The sequence below is a fragment of the Variovorax sp. OV329 genome, assembly GCF_900114785.1.
Taxonomy (GTDB): Bacteria; Pseudomonadota; Gammaproteobacteria; order Burkholderiales; family Burkholderiaceae_C; genus Variovorax.
On the sequence record NZ_FOUG01000002.1, the window covers coordinates 335731 to 350416 of the forward strand.

A 14686-nucleotide genomic window follows, 5' to 3' on the forward strand; every position below is an offset into this window, starting at 1 on the left:
CTTCTTCGAGGGGCCACCCGGGGCCCTCATTCATTTTCGAGCATTGCCCGGATGAGCGGGATGGTGATGGCACGCTGGGTCTGCAGGGCGAAGGCGTCCAGCTGCACCAGCAGTTCCATCAGGCTGCCCAGGTCGCGGCTGAATCGGTGCAGCATGTAGTTGAGCACGTCGTCCGACAGCATCACGCCGCGGGCGTCGGCCGCCTGGCGCAGCACCGCCCGGCGTTCGGCCTCGGTCAGCACGTGCAGCGCGAACACGTGGCCCCAGCCCAGGCGGGTGCGCAGGTCCTCGCGCAGCGGCAGGTCGGCCGGCGGCAGCAGGCCCGCCGCCACCACGCCGCGCTGCAGGCTCTGCGCGTTCACGAACCAGTTGAAGGCGGCGTGCTGCTGCACGGCGGTGTACAGGTGCACGTCGTCCAGCAGCACCGCGGCCCAGCCCTCGTCGAACTCGGGCGGCTCGTGCAGGCCGGCGTGCAGCCAGCCCACCCGGGCGCCCTGCCCGGCCAGCGCGGCGCGCACGCCTTCGAGAAGGTGCGTCTTGCCGCTTCCGCTCTCGCCCCACAGGTAGGTGGGGACGGGCGAAAGCTGGTGGGCGTGTCCGGCGCCACCCAGCCAGAGCCGGAGATGGTGCAGGGCTGCCTCGTTGGGTCCCGCGAAGTAGCCTTCGAGCGTCGGACCCGTCGTCAAGCCGATGTCGAGCGCGAGCTGCTTCATGGAAAGGGGTTGGGTGTTCAGGGCCGAAGGTCTATTGCCGGGCCCTTAAAATCGTGCGGAATTCTATCGGTCCGGCCCCGGCCGCCCCGGCGCGGGCCCTGCCGGACCCGATTTTCTCCCACCCTTTTGCCCGTTTGCACGCCATGACCTCCGCCTCCAACGCCCCGCTCAGCTACAAAGATGCCGGAGTCGACATCGACGCGGGCGACGCGCTGGTCGACCGCATCAAGCCCCTGGCCAGGAAGACCATGCGCGAAGGCGTGCTGGCCGGCATCGGTGGCTTCGGCGCCCTGTTCGAGGTGCCCAAGCGCTACAAGGAGCCGGTGCTGGTCTCCGGCACCGACGGCGTGGGCACCAAGCTCAAGCTGGCCTTCGAGTGGAACATGCACGACACCGTGGGCATCGACCTGGTGGCCATGAGCGTGAACGACGTGCTGGTGCAGGGCGCCGAGCCGCTGTTCTTCCTGGACTATTTCGCCTGCGGCAAGCTGGACGTGGACACCGCCGCCGCCGTGGTCGGCGGCATCGCCGCCGGCTGCGAGCAGAGCGGCTGCGCCCTCATCGGCGGCGAGACGGCGGAAATGCCGGGCATGTACCCCGCCGGGGAATACGACCTGGCCGGCTTCGCGGTCGGCGCGGTCGAGAAGTCGAAGATCCTCACCGGCGCCGACGTGAAGCCCGGCGACGTGGTGCTGGGCCTGGTGTCCTCGGGCGTGCATTCGAACGGTTTCAGCCTGGTGCGCAAGGTGATCGAGCGCGCCGGCGCCGAGCTGCCCGCCACGCTGGACGGCAAGCCCTTCCGCCAAGCCGTGATGGCCCCGACCCGCCTGTACGTCAAGCCGGTGCTGCAGGCTCTGGCGCAGCACCCCATCAAGGCGCTGGCCCACATCACCGGCGGCGGCCTGCTTGAGAACATCCCGCGCGTGCTGCCCGAAGGCACGGCGGCCCACCTGCGCAAGGGCAGCTGGCCGCAGACCGAGCTGTTCGCCTGGCTGCAGAAGGTCGCCGGCATCGACGACATCGAGATGAACCGCACCTTCAACAACGGCATCGGCATGGTGGTGGTGATCGATGCCGCGCACGCCAAGGCGTGTGCCGACACGCTGCGCGCGGCCGGCGAGACCGTCCATGAGATCGGAACCATCGCCGAGCGCGGGCAAGGCGCGGCCGTCGTGGTCGCCTGATTCGTCAGGCGACACGAAGCCGCCGATGGAAAACCCGCCCGCGTTTCAGCCGACGCGAGAACGCGTCTACTCGCGCCCGGTGCAGGTCGCCAGCTATGTGCTGATGGCCGGCGCCCTGCTCATCTGCCTCACGGCGCACCTGCTCACCGGCCTGCTGGCCGTGTGCGTGGGCTTCCTGGCGGCGCGCTGGTTCGCGCGCTGGATCCTGGCGGGACTCACTCCGCTGGCCGGCCGCCTCTTGTCGCCGCGCCGGCTGGGCCAGATCGCCGACGTGCTGGCGGTGCTGCTGCTGGTGGCCTCGCCCATTGCCATCCTCACCGGCACGCTTTCCCAGTCTCGGGAGGTGATGCTGTACGCGCCGCAGCAATACCGGGAACTGCTGGACTACGTGGCCCGCACGGTGCTGGAACTGCGCTCCAAGCTCTCGCCAGACATGGCGGTGTACCTGCCCGACGGGGTCGGCGACCTGCAGAAACTGGTGGCCCGCTACCTGAGCGCACAGGCCGGCTCGCTGGCCATGGCCGGCCGGGCCTGGCTCAACGCCCTGCTCTTCGCCTACGTGGGCCTCATCGTGGGCTCGGTGGCAGCGGTCACGCGGCGCAACATGGCCTCGGGCCCGCTGGCGCTGGCGCTGCGCGACCGGGTCACGCTCTTCGGCGAAGCCTTTGGCCAGATCGTGGCAGCGCAGTTCTGGATCGCCAGCCTCAACACGGTGCTCACGGCCATCTTCCTGCTCTTCGTGCTGCCGCTGTGGAACCAGCACCTGCCTTACACGCCGGCCCTGATCACCCTCACCTTCCTGGGCGGACTGGTGCCCATCGTGGGCAACCTCATCTGCAACGGCGTCATCACCATCGTGGGCCTGTCGGTCTCGCCGCTGACGGGCGCGGCCTGCCTGGCCTTCCTGATCCTCATCCACAAGGCCGAGTACTTCATCAACGCCAAGGTGGTAGGCCGGCGCACCCACATGGCGGTGTGGGAACTGCTGGCGGTGATGTTCGCCGCCGAGGCGGTGTTCGGGCCGGCCGGGCTGGTGGCCGCGCCGCTGTTCTACGCCTACCTCAAGAAGGAACTGCAGGCCGGCGGACTGGTCTAGGGCGATGTCCTGAATTGATCGATTGAAGTCCCAGGGCGCGCGGCAAACCCGCATGCATACGGCGGAAAATGGACGTACCGTTCAACTTTTCAGTCCCGGATGCTTCCATGAAGACCTGTCTCATTGTGATCGACGCGCAGGAGTCCTTCCGCCAGCGCCCCTTCTTCAGCGAGCGCGACCTGCCGGCCTACCTGGCGGCGCAGAACGCCCTCATCGCCGGCGCGCAGGCGGCGGGCCTGCCGATCGTGCGGGTCTTCCATGTCGACGGCCCGACCGAGGCGTCCAACCCATTCGCCGTGGAGTCCGGCCATGTGCGGCCGCTGGAAGGGCTGGACGACTTCGAGGCCGCACTCACCGTGAAGAAGCGCCGCCACAGCGCCCTGGTGGGCACCGGCCTGGACGTGTGGCTGACGCAGCAGGGCGTGGGCCGGATCATCGTGAGCGGCGTTCGCACCGAGCAGTGCTGCGAGACCACGGCCCGTCATGCCTCGGACCTGGGCTGGTCGGTGGACTTCGCGACCGACGCCACGCTGACCTGGGACATGAAGCAGCCCGACGGCAGCCCGCTGCCGGCGGCGGACATCAAGGCCCGCACCGCCACCGTGCTGGCGGGCCGCTTCGCCACGCTGGCCACCGTGGACGAGGCCCTGGCACGGGCCGGAACGTGAGCACCCTGCGCGTCCTGATCCTGGCCTTCGACGATGTCGAGGCGCTGGATTTCGCCGGCCCCTTCGAGGTGTTCACCACCGCGAGCCGCGTGCATGCGCGCCAGCACCCGGGGCAGGCGCCGCTCTTCGAGGTGCGCTCGGTCGCCATCGCCAAGGAAGTACGTGCCCGCGCGGGCCTGCGCCTGCTCGCCGACCACACGCTGGCCGATGCGCCGGCGGCCGACGTGCTGATCGTTCCCGGTGGCGTGGTCGATGCCGCACTCGCCAGCCAGGCCACCCTGGACTGGATCGCGGCGCAGTCGCGCAGCGCGCGCATCACCGCCTCGGTATGCACCGGCGCCTTCCTGCTCGCGGCCAGCGGCGTGCTTCAGGGCGATGCACGCTGCACCACCCATTGGGAAGACATTGCCGACCTGCACGATCGCTTCCCGCAGCTGGACGTGGTGGACGACGTGCGCTGGGTGGACAACGGGCGCATCGTCAGCTCGGCCGGCATCAGCGCCGGCATCGACATGAGCCTGCACCTGGTGGAGCGCCTGGCCGGCCGCGACCTGGCATTGTGCACCGCGCGCCAGATGGACTTCGCATGGACCACGAACCTGAGCAACCCATCCGCGTAGTCTTCGCGCTGCTGGACCAGAGCCTGGTGCTGGACTGGGCCGGTCCGGCGGAAGCGCTTCGCATCGCCAACTCGCTGCTGCGCGCTCGCGGCGAGGCCGAGCGCTTCCGCATCGAATTCGCGAGCCCGACGCCCACCACGGTCGGCTCGGTGGGCGTGCAGATCAGCGGGCTGGCGCCCCTGCCCACGCAATGGGATGGACCGGCCTGGATCGTGCTGGTCGGCCTGCCTGGCCGCACCATCCGCGTGGACGGCGAGGCGGCGCAGGCGCTCGTGCACTGGCTGCGCGGCCTGCGCTTCGAGACCGGCCGGCTGGAGCTGCTGAGCATCTGCGCCGGGGCCCTGCTCGCGGCGCATGCCGGCGTGCTCAGCGGCCGGCGGGCCACCACGCACCATCATCACCTGCAGGAGCTGCGCGAGACAGACACGCGCTGCGAGGTGGTGGCCAACCGGGTCTTCGTGCTCGACCCGCCCATCTACAGCAGCGCCGGGGTCACCACCGGCATCGACCTGGTGCTGCACCGCATCGGCGAGGTGTGCGATGCGGCGCTTGCCGCGCAGGTGGCGCAGACCATGGTGGTGGCGCAAAGGCGCGGCCCGCACGACCCGGAACTCTCGCCTTTCCTGGCCTACCGCAACCACCTGCATGCCGCCCTGCACCGCGTACAGGACGCGGTGAGCGAACAGCCTGGCCACGACTGGAACGTGCCGCGCATGGCGCAAGTCGCCCACACCTCGCCGCGCCACTTGACGCGCCTGTTCGTCGAGCATGCCGGCGTGGCACCGCTGGCCTACCTTCGTCGGCTGCGCCTGGCCAGTGCGCAGCGGGCGCTGCAGGCGGGCGCCAGCGTGACGCGGGCCGCGGAAGTCTCGGGATTCGGATCGGACACGCAATTGCGGCGCGCCTGGCGCCATTTCGGGCTGGACGGATCGCCGTCGCTGGCCACCGCGCCGGCAGCGCGAAGTTAGGGTCCGGCGACGCCACCGAAGGCGTCAACGCTCTTCAGAGGTAGCCGCAGAAGCGCAGCACATGCCCATCCGGCTCGCGGATGGCGAACTCGCGCAGCCCCCAGGGCTGGGACGCGATCGGCTCGATGATGTCGACTCCGCGGCGCGCATAGGCCTCGTGCAGGCCGTCCACGTCATGGCCGACGTGGATCACGATCTCGCCCCGCCAGGCGCGGCCCGTGTCCGGCGCGCCACGGCACTGCCACAAGCGGATGTAGACCGGATCGCCGTGGCGGCGCTCCTGGCCCTTCCTGACGCGCGCGTAGCTGGGCGGCTCGCCGGCGATGAAGTCGATCTCGAAGCCCAGCACGTCGCGGAAGTAGCGCGCCGCACGCGCGGCATCGGCCACCGGCAGCACTGGCTGGATGCCATGGAACTGGTGCCGCGTGCCCAGGTCGGGCCTGGCGCTGGCGGAGTCTTCAACCGGCTGCACGGCGCAGGGCGGCGCAGCGTTCGGCGATGACATCGATGTCGAGCGCGTCCTCTGCGTGGGCCAGGTAGGTTTCGAGATCGCGCACGGCCAGCGCATGGTTGCCCTGGCCCGCATGCGCCAGCCCGCGGTCGCGGTGCTCGCCCCAGGCTTCGGGCAGCAGCACCACGAGGCGGTCCTGCACGGCGATGGCGCGCTGCCAGTCTTCCTGCGTGTGGTGGATTTCCTTCAGGTTGCGCAGCATGCGCGCGATGATCTCGCGCGGCGACGCCGGCTGCAGGTACAGCCCCAGCGGCACGTCGAATTCGCCCACCAGGCCGCTGCTGCGCTTGTAGGGCTCCAGCCGCTCGCTGAGCTCTTCGCGCGAGAGCGAGCGGCCGGTGAAGGGGTCGATCACCACCTGCCCCTTGGGCATGGTGACCTTGAGCATGAAGTGGCCCGGAAAGCCCACGCCGCGCGCATGCAGGTGCAGGCCCTGCGCCAGCTCCAGCCACAGCACCGCCAGCGAGATCGGGATGCCGCGGCGCGTGCGCAACACGGCATTCAGGTAGCTGTTGTCGGGGTCGTAGTAGTCGTTGACGTTGCCGCCGAAGCTCAGGTCGTGAAAGAAGAACTGGTTGAGCGCGCGCAGCCGCTGCAGGGGCGCCGCGTCGGCCGGCAGGCGGCGGCGCAGGCGCGCCAGCAGCTGGTCCACATCGCCGAGCACCTGCTGCACATCGAGGTCGGGATACTCGTCCTGCGCCAGGCTGGCGGCGGTTTCGAGCAAGGGAAACTGTTCGTCGCTCTGCACGAGCGTGGCGAAGTATTCGAGGGCTGTCGGGGCCGTGATGCTCAGGGACATTGTGGCTTTGTAGTGGACGCCCAAGTGGGCGTCAAGGCAAGTCCCGTGCGCTAGTGGCGCAACAGTTTTCTCAGGTTCAGGCCGCTGGCCAGCAGCATGCCGAAATACAAGACGGCAGCCCCGGCCAGGAAGGCCGCCAGCATGCCGATGCGGCGCAGCGGATCCGCGCGCATGCCCACCCAGTCGAAGTGATGCGCACCCCAATAAAGCAGGCCGCCCAGCGCCGCAGTGGCCACCAGCACGCGCAGGATGAACAGCGGCCAGCCGGCCACGGGCTTGTAGCTGCCGGCGCGCAGCAGGCCCACCAGCAGCCAGGTCGAATTCACCAGCGCGCCGATGCCGATGGACAGCGTCAGCGCCGCGTGCTGCAGGTGCGGCACCAGGAAGAAGTTGAGCACCTGCGTGAAGACGAGCACGCCCACCGCGATGTACATGGGCGTCTTCATGTCGTGCCTGGCGTAGTAGCCCGGAGCCAGCACCTTGATGGCCACGATGCCCAGCAGGCCCACGCCATAGCCAACCAGCGCGGCACTGGTGCGCGCGACGTCGCCGCCGCTGTACAGGCCGTAGTGGAAGAGCACCGCCACCAGCGGCCCCGAGAACACCAGCAGCGCCATCGCGCAGGGCAGCGAGAGCAGCAGCACCAGGCGCAGACCCCAGTCGAGCATGGAGGAATAGCGCGCATCGTCGCCCGCCGCCCGCGCACCGGCCAGCTGCGGCATCAGCACCACGCCCAGCGCCACGCCCAGCATGGCGGTGGGAAATTCCATCAGGCGGTCGGCGTTGGTCACCCAGGTCACGCTGCCCGGCGCAAGATGCGAGGCGATCTGCGTGTTGATGAGCAGCGAGATCTGCGCCACGCTCACGCCCAGCAGGGCCGGGAGCATCAGGCGCATGACCTTGCGGGTGGTTTCGTCCTGCCAGGCCGCGCGGATCCGGCCCCAACCGAGGCCGATGCTGGGCAGCAGGCCCAGGCGGCGCAGCGCCGGCAACTGCAGTGCCAGCTGCAGCACGCCGCCCACCAGCACGCCCACGCACTGCGCGTAGATGGGCTCGATGCCGCGGCGGCGGAACCAGGGCGCGCCCAGCACGATCGAGCCGATCAGGCACAGGTTGAGCAGCACCGGCGAGGCGGCCGGCACCGCAAAGCGCTTCCAGGTGTTGAGGATGCCGCCGGCCAGCGCCACCAGCGACATGAAGCCGATGTAGGGGAACATCCAGCGCGTCATGACCACCGCCGCCTCGTAGCCGTGCGAGGTCTGCTCCAGGCCGCTGGCCATGGCCCACACCAGGGCGGGCGCCGCCAGCACGCCGGCGATGCTCAGGAACAGCACCGCCCAGGCCAGCAGGGTGGCGACGTGGTCGATGAGCGCCTTGGCACCTTCCTCGCCCTGCTCCGCCTTGCGCGCGGCCAGCACCGGCACGAAGGCCTGGCTAAAGGCGCCCTCCCCGAATACCCGACGAAAAAGGTTGGGAATGCGGAAAGCGACGTTGAAGGCGTCGGTGAGTGCGCTGACGCCGAACACCGAGGCAAAGAGCACGTCGCGCACGAGGCCGGTGATGCGGGAAGCCAGGGTCAGCAGGGAAACGGTGGAGGCGGACTTGAACAGTGACACCGCCCGAGTGTATTGGCTTGCAACCGACCTTCGCCCGGGTAGCGCGCTTGGGCTACAATCGAGGGCTTTGCTGCAACATCCCCAGACACTAAAGGATATATAGACATGGCTTCTGCTAAGCCCAAGAAAAAGAACCCGCGCCTGGCGTCGGGCCGCAAGCGCGTCCGCCAGGACGTCAAGCTCAACGCCGCGAACACCTCGCTGCGTTCCAAATACCGCACCGCGGTGAAGAACGTCGAGAAGGCTGTCGCCGCTGGTGACAAGACCAAGGCGGCCGAACTCTTCGCCAAGGCGCAAAGCATCGTGGACACGGTTGCCGACAAGGGCATCTTCCACAAGAACAAGGCAGCTCGCGACAAGAGCCGCCTGTCGGCCAAGGTCAAGGCCCTGGCTACCGCCGCCGCCTGAGGCTCCAACAGGCAACACCCGCCCGGACCGCCCGCCGGTCCGCCGTTTGATCGGGGTGCGCTGCAGCAAAGATGAGAAACCGCCTTCGGGCGGTTTTTTCATTTCAGGGTCACAAGCGCGCGCGGCCAGTCGATGCGCCTGGCGAACAGGCTTCGAGGCCGCAGCGGCGCAGATGTTCGCGCCAGCTGACGAGCTGGCCCAGTTCGCCCGAAGGCACCGCATGCATCAAGGCCTGCAGCACGGCGAGGTAGCTCGACGAAGCGAGCCGGATCATCAGCCGCGCGCGTGGCGCCATGCACTCGGTGGTGGACGCGCCTTCGTGCAGCAACAACTGGGAGCGCAACACGCCGGCGTCGGCGCAAGCCGCGATCGCCCGCCGAACCCGCCACGCATCGGCACAGCGCACGGTCACATGCAGCACCTGGAACGGCCCGGCATCCAGCGGCGGATGTCGCGGCGGCTCCAGCACCTCGTGATCGCGGTAGGCGGCGTAAGCCATCGAAGTGCACCTTTCTCTCGTCGTGAAGATGCAGCCCAGTCTGGTCACGTCCGCATAAAAGCAGTGCAAAAAGACAAGGGCCTGGCGCAAAAAGCAGCCAGGCCCCGGTGTCAGAGGAAAGCGGAGGCGATCAGCTCAGGTCGGCCTTGAACTTGTCCAGCGCGGTCTGGGCGCACTGCTCGTCCAGGTGCCCGCCGGGCGCACCGCCGACGCCGATGGCGCCGATGACCTCGTTCCCCGCCTTGATCGGCAGGCCACCGCCCAGCAGCAGGAAGCCGGGGATGTCGCCCAGCGTGGCGGCGCCGGGATTCTTCTGCGAGTTCTCGAGCATGGCCTTGGTCGGCGCCTTGGCCGAGGCCGAGGTATAGGCCTTGCGCTCGCTGGCCTGCACGGTGTGCGGGCCGGCGTTGTCGGCGCGCTGAACTGCGCGCACGCCGCCTGCACGGTCGACCACCGTGGCGGTCACGGCGTAGCCGTTGGCGGCGCAGGCCGCGACGGTGGCCGAAGCCAGCTGGCTGGCCAGTTCCAGCGAGATGTTCTTCTCGGCGCGCACGGCGGCGGCGTTCTGCGCTTGGGCGCCGAAGGCCAGCAGCAGGGAGGCGGCGACCAGGGCAAGGCGGGGACGGATGGACAACATGATGCGTTCAGCTCCAGGGGTTCGTTCGGGTCAACATTCGGTGGTGTGCGGGGCACGTCGCCACCGCTGCACGCATTGTTGAAAACGCCCTGCGCCGGGTCCATTCGTACGGCTACGCGCGCGGCTCCGTAGTTCTACGGTGCGCCCTCGCCGTCCACCAGGTCGGCGTAGTGCCGGATGAGCTGCGCGAGCGAGTCGCTCTCCAGCTTGGCGAAGATGTTGGCGCGGTGGCTTTCCACCGTGCGCGGCGAGAGGCTCAGCGCCCGCGCGATCTCCTTGTTCGACAGGCCCCGCACGATGTGCACCAGCACCTCGCGCTCGCGCTCGGACAGCTGCGCGAAGCGCGCACGCGTGGCCTGGTCGATGCGGCCGCGCTCGCGCGAGCGCACGTGCCGGCGCACCGCCTGGCGCAGGGCTTCCAGCAGTTCCTCGTCGTCGACGGGCTTCTCCAGGAACTCCGCCGCGCCGGACTTGAAGGCGCGCCGGCACATCTCCACCGTGGCGTGGCCCGTGAGCATCAGGATGGGCTGGTCCACGCCCTCGCCCACCAGTGTCTCCAGCACCGTGAGCCCGCTGATGCCCGGCATGCGCACGTCCAGCACGATGGCGCCGATGCCGCCGCGGTCGAACTCGGCCACGAAGCGCTGTGCATCGCTCCAGGTCTGCACGCGCAGGCCGATGGTGCCGATGAGCAGGGCCAGGCTGTCGCGCACGGCCGCGTCGTCGTCGATGAGGTGGATCAGGGGCGACTGGTGCGAGGTGGCTTCGTTCATTGCTTTCAACTTGGGTGAGTCAGGCCGCGCGCGGCAGCCGCAGCACGAAACAGGCGCCGCGGCCGTTGTCCCCGGGGCCGGCATGCAGCGAGCCGCCCATCTCCTGCGCCAGCGTCTCGCACAGGCTCAGGCCCAGTCCCAGCCCGTGCTCGCGCGTGCTGAAGAAGGGCTCGAAGATGCGCGGCAATGCGTCGGGCGCGATTCCCGGGCCGCTGTCGCACACGCGCACCTGGCAGTGGCGCACGTCCTCTGCCCAACCGTACCCCAGGTCGATGCGCCGCGTGCCGGCGGTTTGCTGCGACATGGCCTGCATCGCGTTGAGCAGCAGGTTGTGAACGATCTGCTCCAGCGCGACACGGTCGCCGTTCACGCGCACCGGCTCCTGGGCGCTGCCGATGGCGTGCAGGCGCACGTCCACGCCCTGGCGCTGCAGCTCGGGTTCCAGCAGGTCGAGCGCGCGGCGCAGCACATCGTGCACATCGACCACCTGGCCGGTGCCATCGCTGGCCGGCCGCTCGATGGCGCGGCGCAGGCGGCCCACCACGTCGGACGCGCGCCGGGCCTGCTCGGCCGCCTGGCCCATGGCGCTGCGCGCGGTGGCCAGCTCGTCGGGGCCGGCCTCCTCGTCCAGCAGGCGGCGCGCGGCCTGGGTGTTGGCCAGCACGGCCGTCAGCGGCTGGTTCAGTTCGTGCGCCATGCCGGCGGCCAGCTCGCCCAGGGCATTCAGGCGCGCCACCTGGGCGAAGCGCACGCGCTCCTCGGCCCGGCGGCGCTCGGTGCGCTGCTGCTGCAGCCAGCGCGTGCCGGCCAGCAGCAGGCCGACGGCCAGGGTCCAGGCCGCCATCCAGCCCCAGGGCAGCTCGGCCAGGCGCACGCTGCGCTCGGCCACCACGTCGAAGTCCTGGCTGGCGGAGGCCAGGTGCTTGTGGAATTCGAAATGCCACGGACCCGTTTCCCGTGCGCCCGGCTGGACCACGAACTGCTGGCCGGCATGCTGCAGGCTCAGGCGGATGGGGCTGGTCTTCGGGTCCATCGGCCAGTCGGCCCAGGGGACGGTGTGGTCCAGGTCCACGTCCAGCGCGAAGCTGGCCGGCTGCGCGGCCATCACCAGCCAGTAGCGGCCGCCCGGCAGGTCGAGCGGGCCCAGTTGCGGGCGCTGGGCGCTGCGCGACTGCGCTTCGGCCGCGGCCAGCCGGGCGTCGGGCCAGGCGGCATCGGCATCGCGGCGTACCACGGCGCGGATGGAGGGGTAGACGGTGGACAGGCGCTGCTCCGCCCCGCTGCCGCCCAGCAGCGCCAGCGTGGCCAGCACGGCGTCGTACTGCACCACCTGCTGGCTCAGCAGGCGGTGGGTGATGCGGGCCTGGGTGTCGGAGTCGTCCTGCAGCTGGCGCAGGCCGTCACGGGCGACCCATGCGGCGCCGGCGGCGCTGGCCAGCAGCCAGGCCGCGAGCCAGATTCCGAGCGCGCCCCATCGATATTTCATCGGGCGCCATTGTGCTGTGTGGCGCGGCGCCTGCCGCGCGGGTCGCTCAGGCGGGCTTGCGGGGCTCGTCGGGCACCAGGCAGGCCTCGGCCACTTGGAGGTCGTTGTCCCGGGCGAAATTCAGCACGAAATCCCAGGCCATCGGCTCGTAGTCGCGCAGTTGGCGGTTGACCACCACGCACTTGATGCCGTTGACGATCATCGGCACGCACCAGGGCGAATAGCTCAGGTGGCTGCCCGGCTGGGCGCCCCCCGGACGAAAGGAGCACATGACACCCGCCAGCCGCTCCGCCCAGTCGCTCGGCCGGAAGGTGCGGCCGTCGGACGTGATGCCCTGGATGAAGATTTCTTTGGCGGTGGGAGAGACCATGAGTGAGGGAATGTGCTGCAATGCTGCAGCGCACAAGGATTCTACCTTTCGAGACCTTCGCCGCCCCGCCCGGGGGCATTGCTGTGATGCGCAATCCTCAAGGAAGCCGTCATCCACGGCGCCTAGAATTTGCCTTCCTTTCCCGTCTACCTCCCTCTTTCCGGAGAACCGAATGAGCTCCAACGCCCAGCCCTCGTCGCCCCACGTCATGAACACCTACGGTCGCCTGCCGATCGCCTTGTCGCATGGCCAGGGTTGCCGAGTCTGGGACACCAGCGGGAAGGCCTACCTGGACGGCCTGGGCGGCATCGCGGTCAACACCCTGGGCCACAACCACCCCGAGCTGGTGCCCGCGCTGCAGGACCAGATCAGCAAGCTGATCCACAGCTCCAACTACTACCACGTGCCGGGGCAGGAGAAGCTGGCCACCAAGCTCACCGAGCTCTCGGGCCTGACCAACGCCTTCTTCTGCTGCACCGGCCTGGAAGCCAACGAGGCCGCGCTGAAGCTGGCGCGCAAGTTCGGCCATGACAAGGGTATCGAGCGCCCCGAGATCGTGGTCTACGAGGCCGCCTTCCATGGCCGCAGCATCGCCACCCTGTCGGCCACCGGCAACCCCAAGGTGCAGGCCGGCTTCGGCCCGCTGGTGGAAGGCTTCATCCGCGTGCCGCTCAACGACATCGAGGCGCTGAAGAAGGCGACCGAGGGCAACCCCAACGTGGTGGCCGTATTCTTCGAGACCATCCAGGGCGAAGGCGGCATCCACCCGATGCGCGTGGAGTACCTCAAGCAGGTGCGCCAGCTGTGCGACGAGCGCGACTGGCTCATGATGATCGACGAGGTGCAGTGCGGCATGGGCCGCACCGGCAAGTGGTTCGCCCACCAGTGGGCCGGCATCAAGCCGGACGTGATGCCGCTGGCCAAGGGCCTGGGCTCGGGCGTGCCGATCGGCGCGGTGGTGGCCGGCCCCAAGGCCGCCAACATCTTCGGCCCCGGCAACCACGGCACCACTTTCGGCGGCAACCCGCTGGCCATGCGCGCGGGCATCGAGACCATCCGCATCATGGAAGAGCACAAGCTGCTGGAGAACGCCGACAAGGTGGGCACGCACCTGAAGGAATCGCTGCAGCGCGAGTTCGCCGGCCTTCCCGGCGTGAAGGAAGTGCGCGGCCAGGGCCTGATGCTGGGCATCGAGCTGGACCGCCCCTGCGGCGTGATCCTGCAGCGCGCCTGCGACGCCGGCCTGCTGTTGAGCGTGACTGCCGACAGCGTGATCCGCCTGGTGCCCCCGCTCATCCTGAACCAGGCCGAGGCCGACGAGATCGTGGCCATCCTGGCGCCTATCGTGAAGAGCTTTCTTGCAGAATCCAAGGCATGAGCAGCAACGCGCAAGCCCCCAACATCCGCCACTACCTGCAGTTCGCCGATTTCACGGCGGACGAGTACGCGCACGTCTTCGCGCGTGCGGCCCTGATCAAGAAGAAGTTCAAGACCTACGAGAAGCACCAGCCCCTGGTGGACCGAACGATGGCCATGATCTTCGAGAAGGCCTCCACCCGCACGCGGGTGAGCTTCGAAGCCGGCATGTACCAGATGGGCGGCAGCGTGGTGCACCTGACCACCGGCGACAGCCAGCTGGGACGCGCCGAGCCCATCGAGGACAGCGCCAAGGTGATCAGCCGCATGGTCGACCTGGTGATGATCCGCACCTTCGAGCAGGCCAAGATCGAGGCCTTTGCGGCGCATTCGCGCGTGCCGGTCATCAATGGGCTGACCAACGAGTTCCACCCCTGCCAGATCCTGGCGGACATCTTCACCTTCATCGAGCACCGCGGCTCCATCAAGGGCCGCACCGTGGCCTGGGTGGGTGATGGCAACAACATGGCCAACACCTGGCTGCAGGCCGCCGAGATCCTGGGCTTCACCGTGCACGTGAGCACGCCCACCGGCTACGAGGTCGACCAGTCGGTGGCCGGCATCCGCTCCAGCGACAGCTACAAGGTCTTCAAGGACCCGATGGAAGCCTGCCGCGGCGCCGACCTGGTCACCACCGACGTGTGGACCAGCATGGGCTACGAGGCCGAGAACGAGGCGCGCCGCAAGGCTTTTGCCGACTGGTGCGTCGACCAGGACATGATGCGCGCCGCCCAGCCCGACGCCCTGTTCATGCACTGCCTGCCCGCCCACCGCGGCGAGGAAGTCGAGGCCGAGGTCATCGACGGACCGCAGTCGGTGGTGTGGGACGAGGCGGAAAACCGCATGCACGTGCAGAAGTCGCTGATGGAGTTCCTGCTGCTCGGCAGGCTCTGATCCGATCGCTTTCACCTTCGGCCCGAGG

The 14686-nt window shown here is 69.2% G+C and carries 17 protein-coding genes; 8 read left to right on the forward strand and 9 right to left on the reverse strand.

Going from position 1 to position 14686, the window contains the following annotated elements; genetic code table 11:
• Window positions 1–26: 26 nt before the first annotated feature.
• Window positions 27–713, reverse strand: a complete 687-nt coding sequence (hda, locus tag BM345_RS04360; RefSeq protein ID WP_093375910.1) for a DnaA regulatory inactivator Hda — start codon at window positions 711–713, stop codon at window positions 27–29.
• 143 nt (window positions 714–856) lie between these two features.
• On the opposite strand from hda, the gene purM reads away from it, so the two are divergent.
• The 5 genes from purM (at window position 857) to BM345_RS04385 (ending at window position 5249) form a co-directional block, all read left to right on the forward strand.
• The gene (purM, locus tag BM345_RS04365; RefSeq protein ID WP_093375912.1) at window positions 857–1897 is read left to right on the forward strand and encodes a phosphoribosylformylglycinamidine cyclo-ligase; all 1041 of its coding nucleotides are present in this window, start codon (window positions 857–859) and stop codon (window positions 1895–1897) included.
• Window positions 1898–1922: 25 nt separating this feature from the next.
• Entirely contained in the window at window positions 1923–2993 is a 1071-nt protein-coding gene (locus tag BM345_RS04370; RefSeq protein WP_093375914.1) for an AI-2E family transporter, read from the forward strand.
• Window positions 2994–3100: 107 nt separating this feature from the next.
• Window positions 3101–3661, forward strand: coding sequence for an isochorismatase family protein (locus BM345_RS04375; protein WP_093375916.1), 561 nt, complete (start codon window positions 3101–3103; stop codon window positions 3659–3661).
• Window positions 3658–4281, forward strand: coding sequence for a DJ-1/PfpI family protein (locus tag BM345_RS04380; RefSeq protein ID WP_093375918.1), 624 nt, complete (start codon window positions 3658–3660; stop codon window positions 4279–4281). Before BM345_RS04375 ends, BM345_RS04380 begins: the two co-directional genes overlap by 4 nt.
• Window positions 4248–5249, forward strand: a complete 1002-nt coding sequence (locus tag BM345_RS04385; RefSeq protein WP_093375920.1) for a GlxA family transcriptional regulator — start codon at window positions 4248–4250, stop codon at window positions 5247–5249. The genes BM345_RS04380 and BM345_RS04385 overlap by 34 nt, the downstream gene beginning before the upstream one ends.
• 34 nt (window positions 5250–5283) lie before the next feature.
• Here BM345_RS04385 and BM345_RS04390 read toward each other — a convergent pair whose 3' ends face one another.
• The 3 genes from BM345_RS04390 to murJ are packed head-to-tail and all read right to left on the reverse strand — an operon-like array spanning window position 5284 to window position 8175.
• A complete protein-coding gene (locus BM345_RS04390; protein WP_254789524.1) occupies window positions 5284–5721 on the reverse strand; it encodes a bleomycin resistance protein in 438 nt (145 codons plus the stop codon).
• Window positions 5708–6559: a SirB1 family protein gene (locus tag BM345_RS04395; RefSeq protein WP_093375924.1), complete on the reverse strand. Its 852-nt coding sequence runs from the start codon at window positions 6557–6559 to the stop codon at window positions 5708–5710. The genes BM345_RS04390 and BM345_RS04395 overlap by 14 nt, the downstream gene beginning before the upstream one ends.
• Window positions 6560–6609: 50 nt before the next feature.
• Complete coding sequence (gene murJ / locus BM345_RS04400) at window positions 6610–8175, reverse strand: murein biosynthesis integral membrane protein MurJ (protein WP_093375926.1); 1566 nt, start codon at window positions 8173–8175, stop codon at window positions 6610–6612.
• Window positions 8176–8280: 105 nt separating this feature from the next.
• On the opposite strand from murJ, the gene rpsT reads away from it, so the two are divergent.
• Window positions 8281–8583, forward strand: coding sequence for a 30S ribosomal protein S20 (gene rpsT / locus BM345_RS04405; RefSeq protein WP_093375928.1), 303 nt, complete (start codon window positions 8281–8283; stop codon window positions 8581–8583).
• A 109-nt stretch (window positions 8584–8692) separates the two neighbouring features.
• Here rpsT and BM345_RS04410 read toward each other — a convergent pair whose 3' ends face one another.
• The 5 genes from BM345_RS04410 to BM345_RS04430 form a co-directional block, all read right to left on the reverse strand.
• Complete coding sequence (locus tag BM345_RS04410) at window positions 8693–9082, reverse strand: hypothetical protein (RefSeq protein WP_093375930.1); 390 nt, start codon at window positions 9080–9082, stop codon at window positions 8693–8695.
• Between the two features lie 130 nt (window positions 9083–9212).
• Window positions 9213–9719 (reverse strand): GlcG/HbpS family heme-binding protein, encoded by a 507-nt coding sequence (locus tag BM345_RS04415; RefSeq protein WP_093375932.1) that lies wholly within the window; start codon window positions 9717–9719, stop codon window positions 9213–9215.
• Between the two features lie 134 nt (window positions 9720–9853).
• Window positions 9854–10492 (reverse strand): response regulator transcription factor, encoded by a 639-nt coding sequence (locus tag BM345_RS04420; protein WP_093375933.1) that lies wholly within the window; start codon window positions 10490–10492, stop codon window positions 9854–9856.
• 19 nt (window positions 10493–10511) lie between these two features.
• Window positions 10512–11978, reverse strand: a complete 1467-nt coding sequence (locus BM345_RS04425) for a sensor histidine kinase (RefSeq protein WP_093375935.1) — start codon at window positions 11976–11978, stop codon at window positions 10512–10514.
• A 46-nt stretch (window positions 11979–12024) separates the two neighbouring features.
• Window positions 12025–12348, reverse strand: a complete 324-nt coding sequence (locus BM345_RS04430) for a DUF3579 domain-containing protein (protein ID WP_093375937.1) — start codon at window positions 12346–12348, stop codon at window positions 12025–12027.
• A gap of 172 nt (window positions 12349–12520) precedes the next feature.
• On the opposite strand from BM345_RS04430, the gene BM345_RS04435 reads away from it, so the two are divergent.
• On the forward strand, window positions 12521–13726 hold the full coding sequence (locus BM345_RS04435) for an aspartate aminotransferase family protein (protein ID WP_093375939.1): 1206 nt from the start codon (window positions 12521–12523) through the stop codon (window positions 13724–13726).
• Entirely contained in the window at window positions 13723–14658 is a 936-nt protein-coding gene (gene argF / locus BM345_RS04440) for an ornithine carbamoyltransferase (protein ID WP_093375941.1), read from the forward strand. Before BM345_RS04435 ends, argF begins: the two co-directional genes overlap by 4 nt.
• Window positions 14659–14686 lie beyond the last annotated feature (28 nt).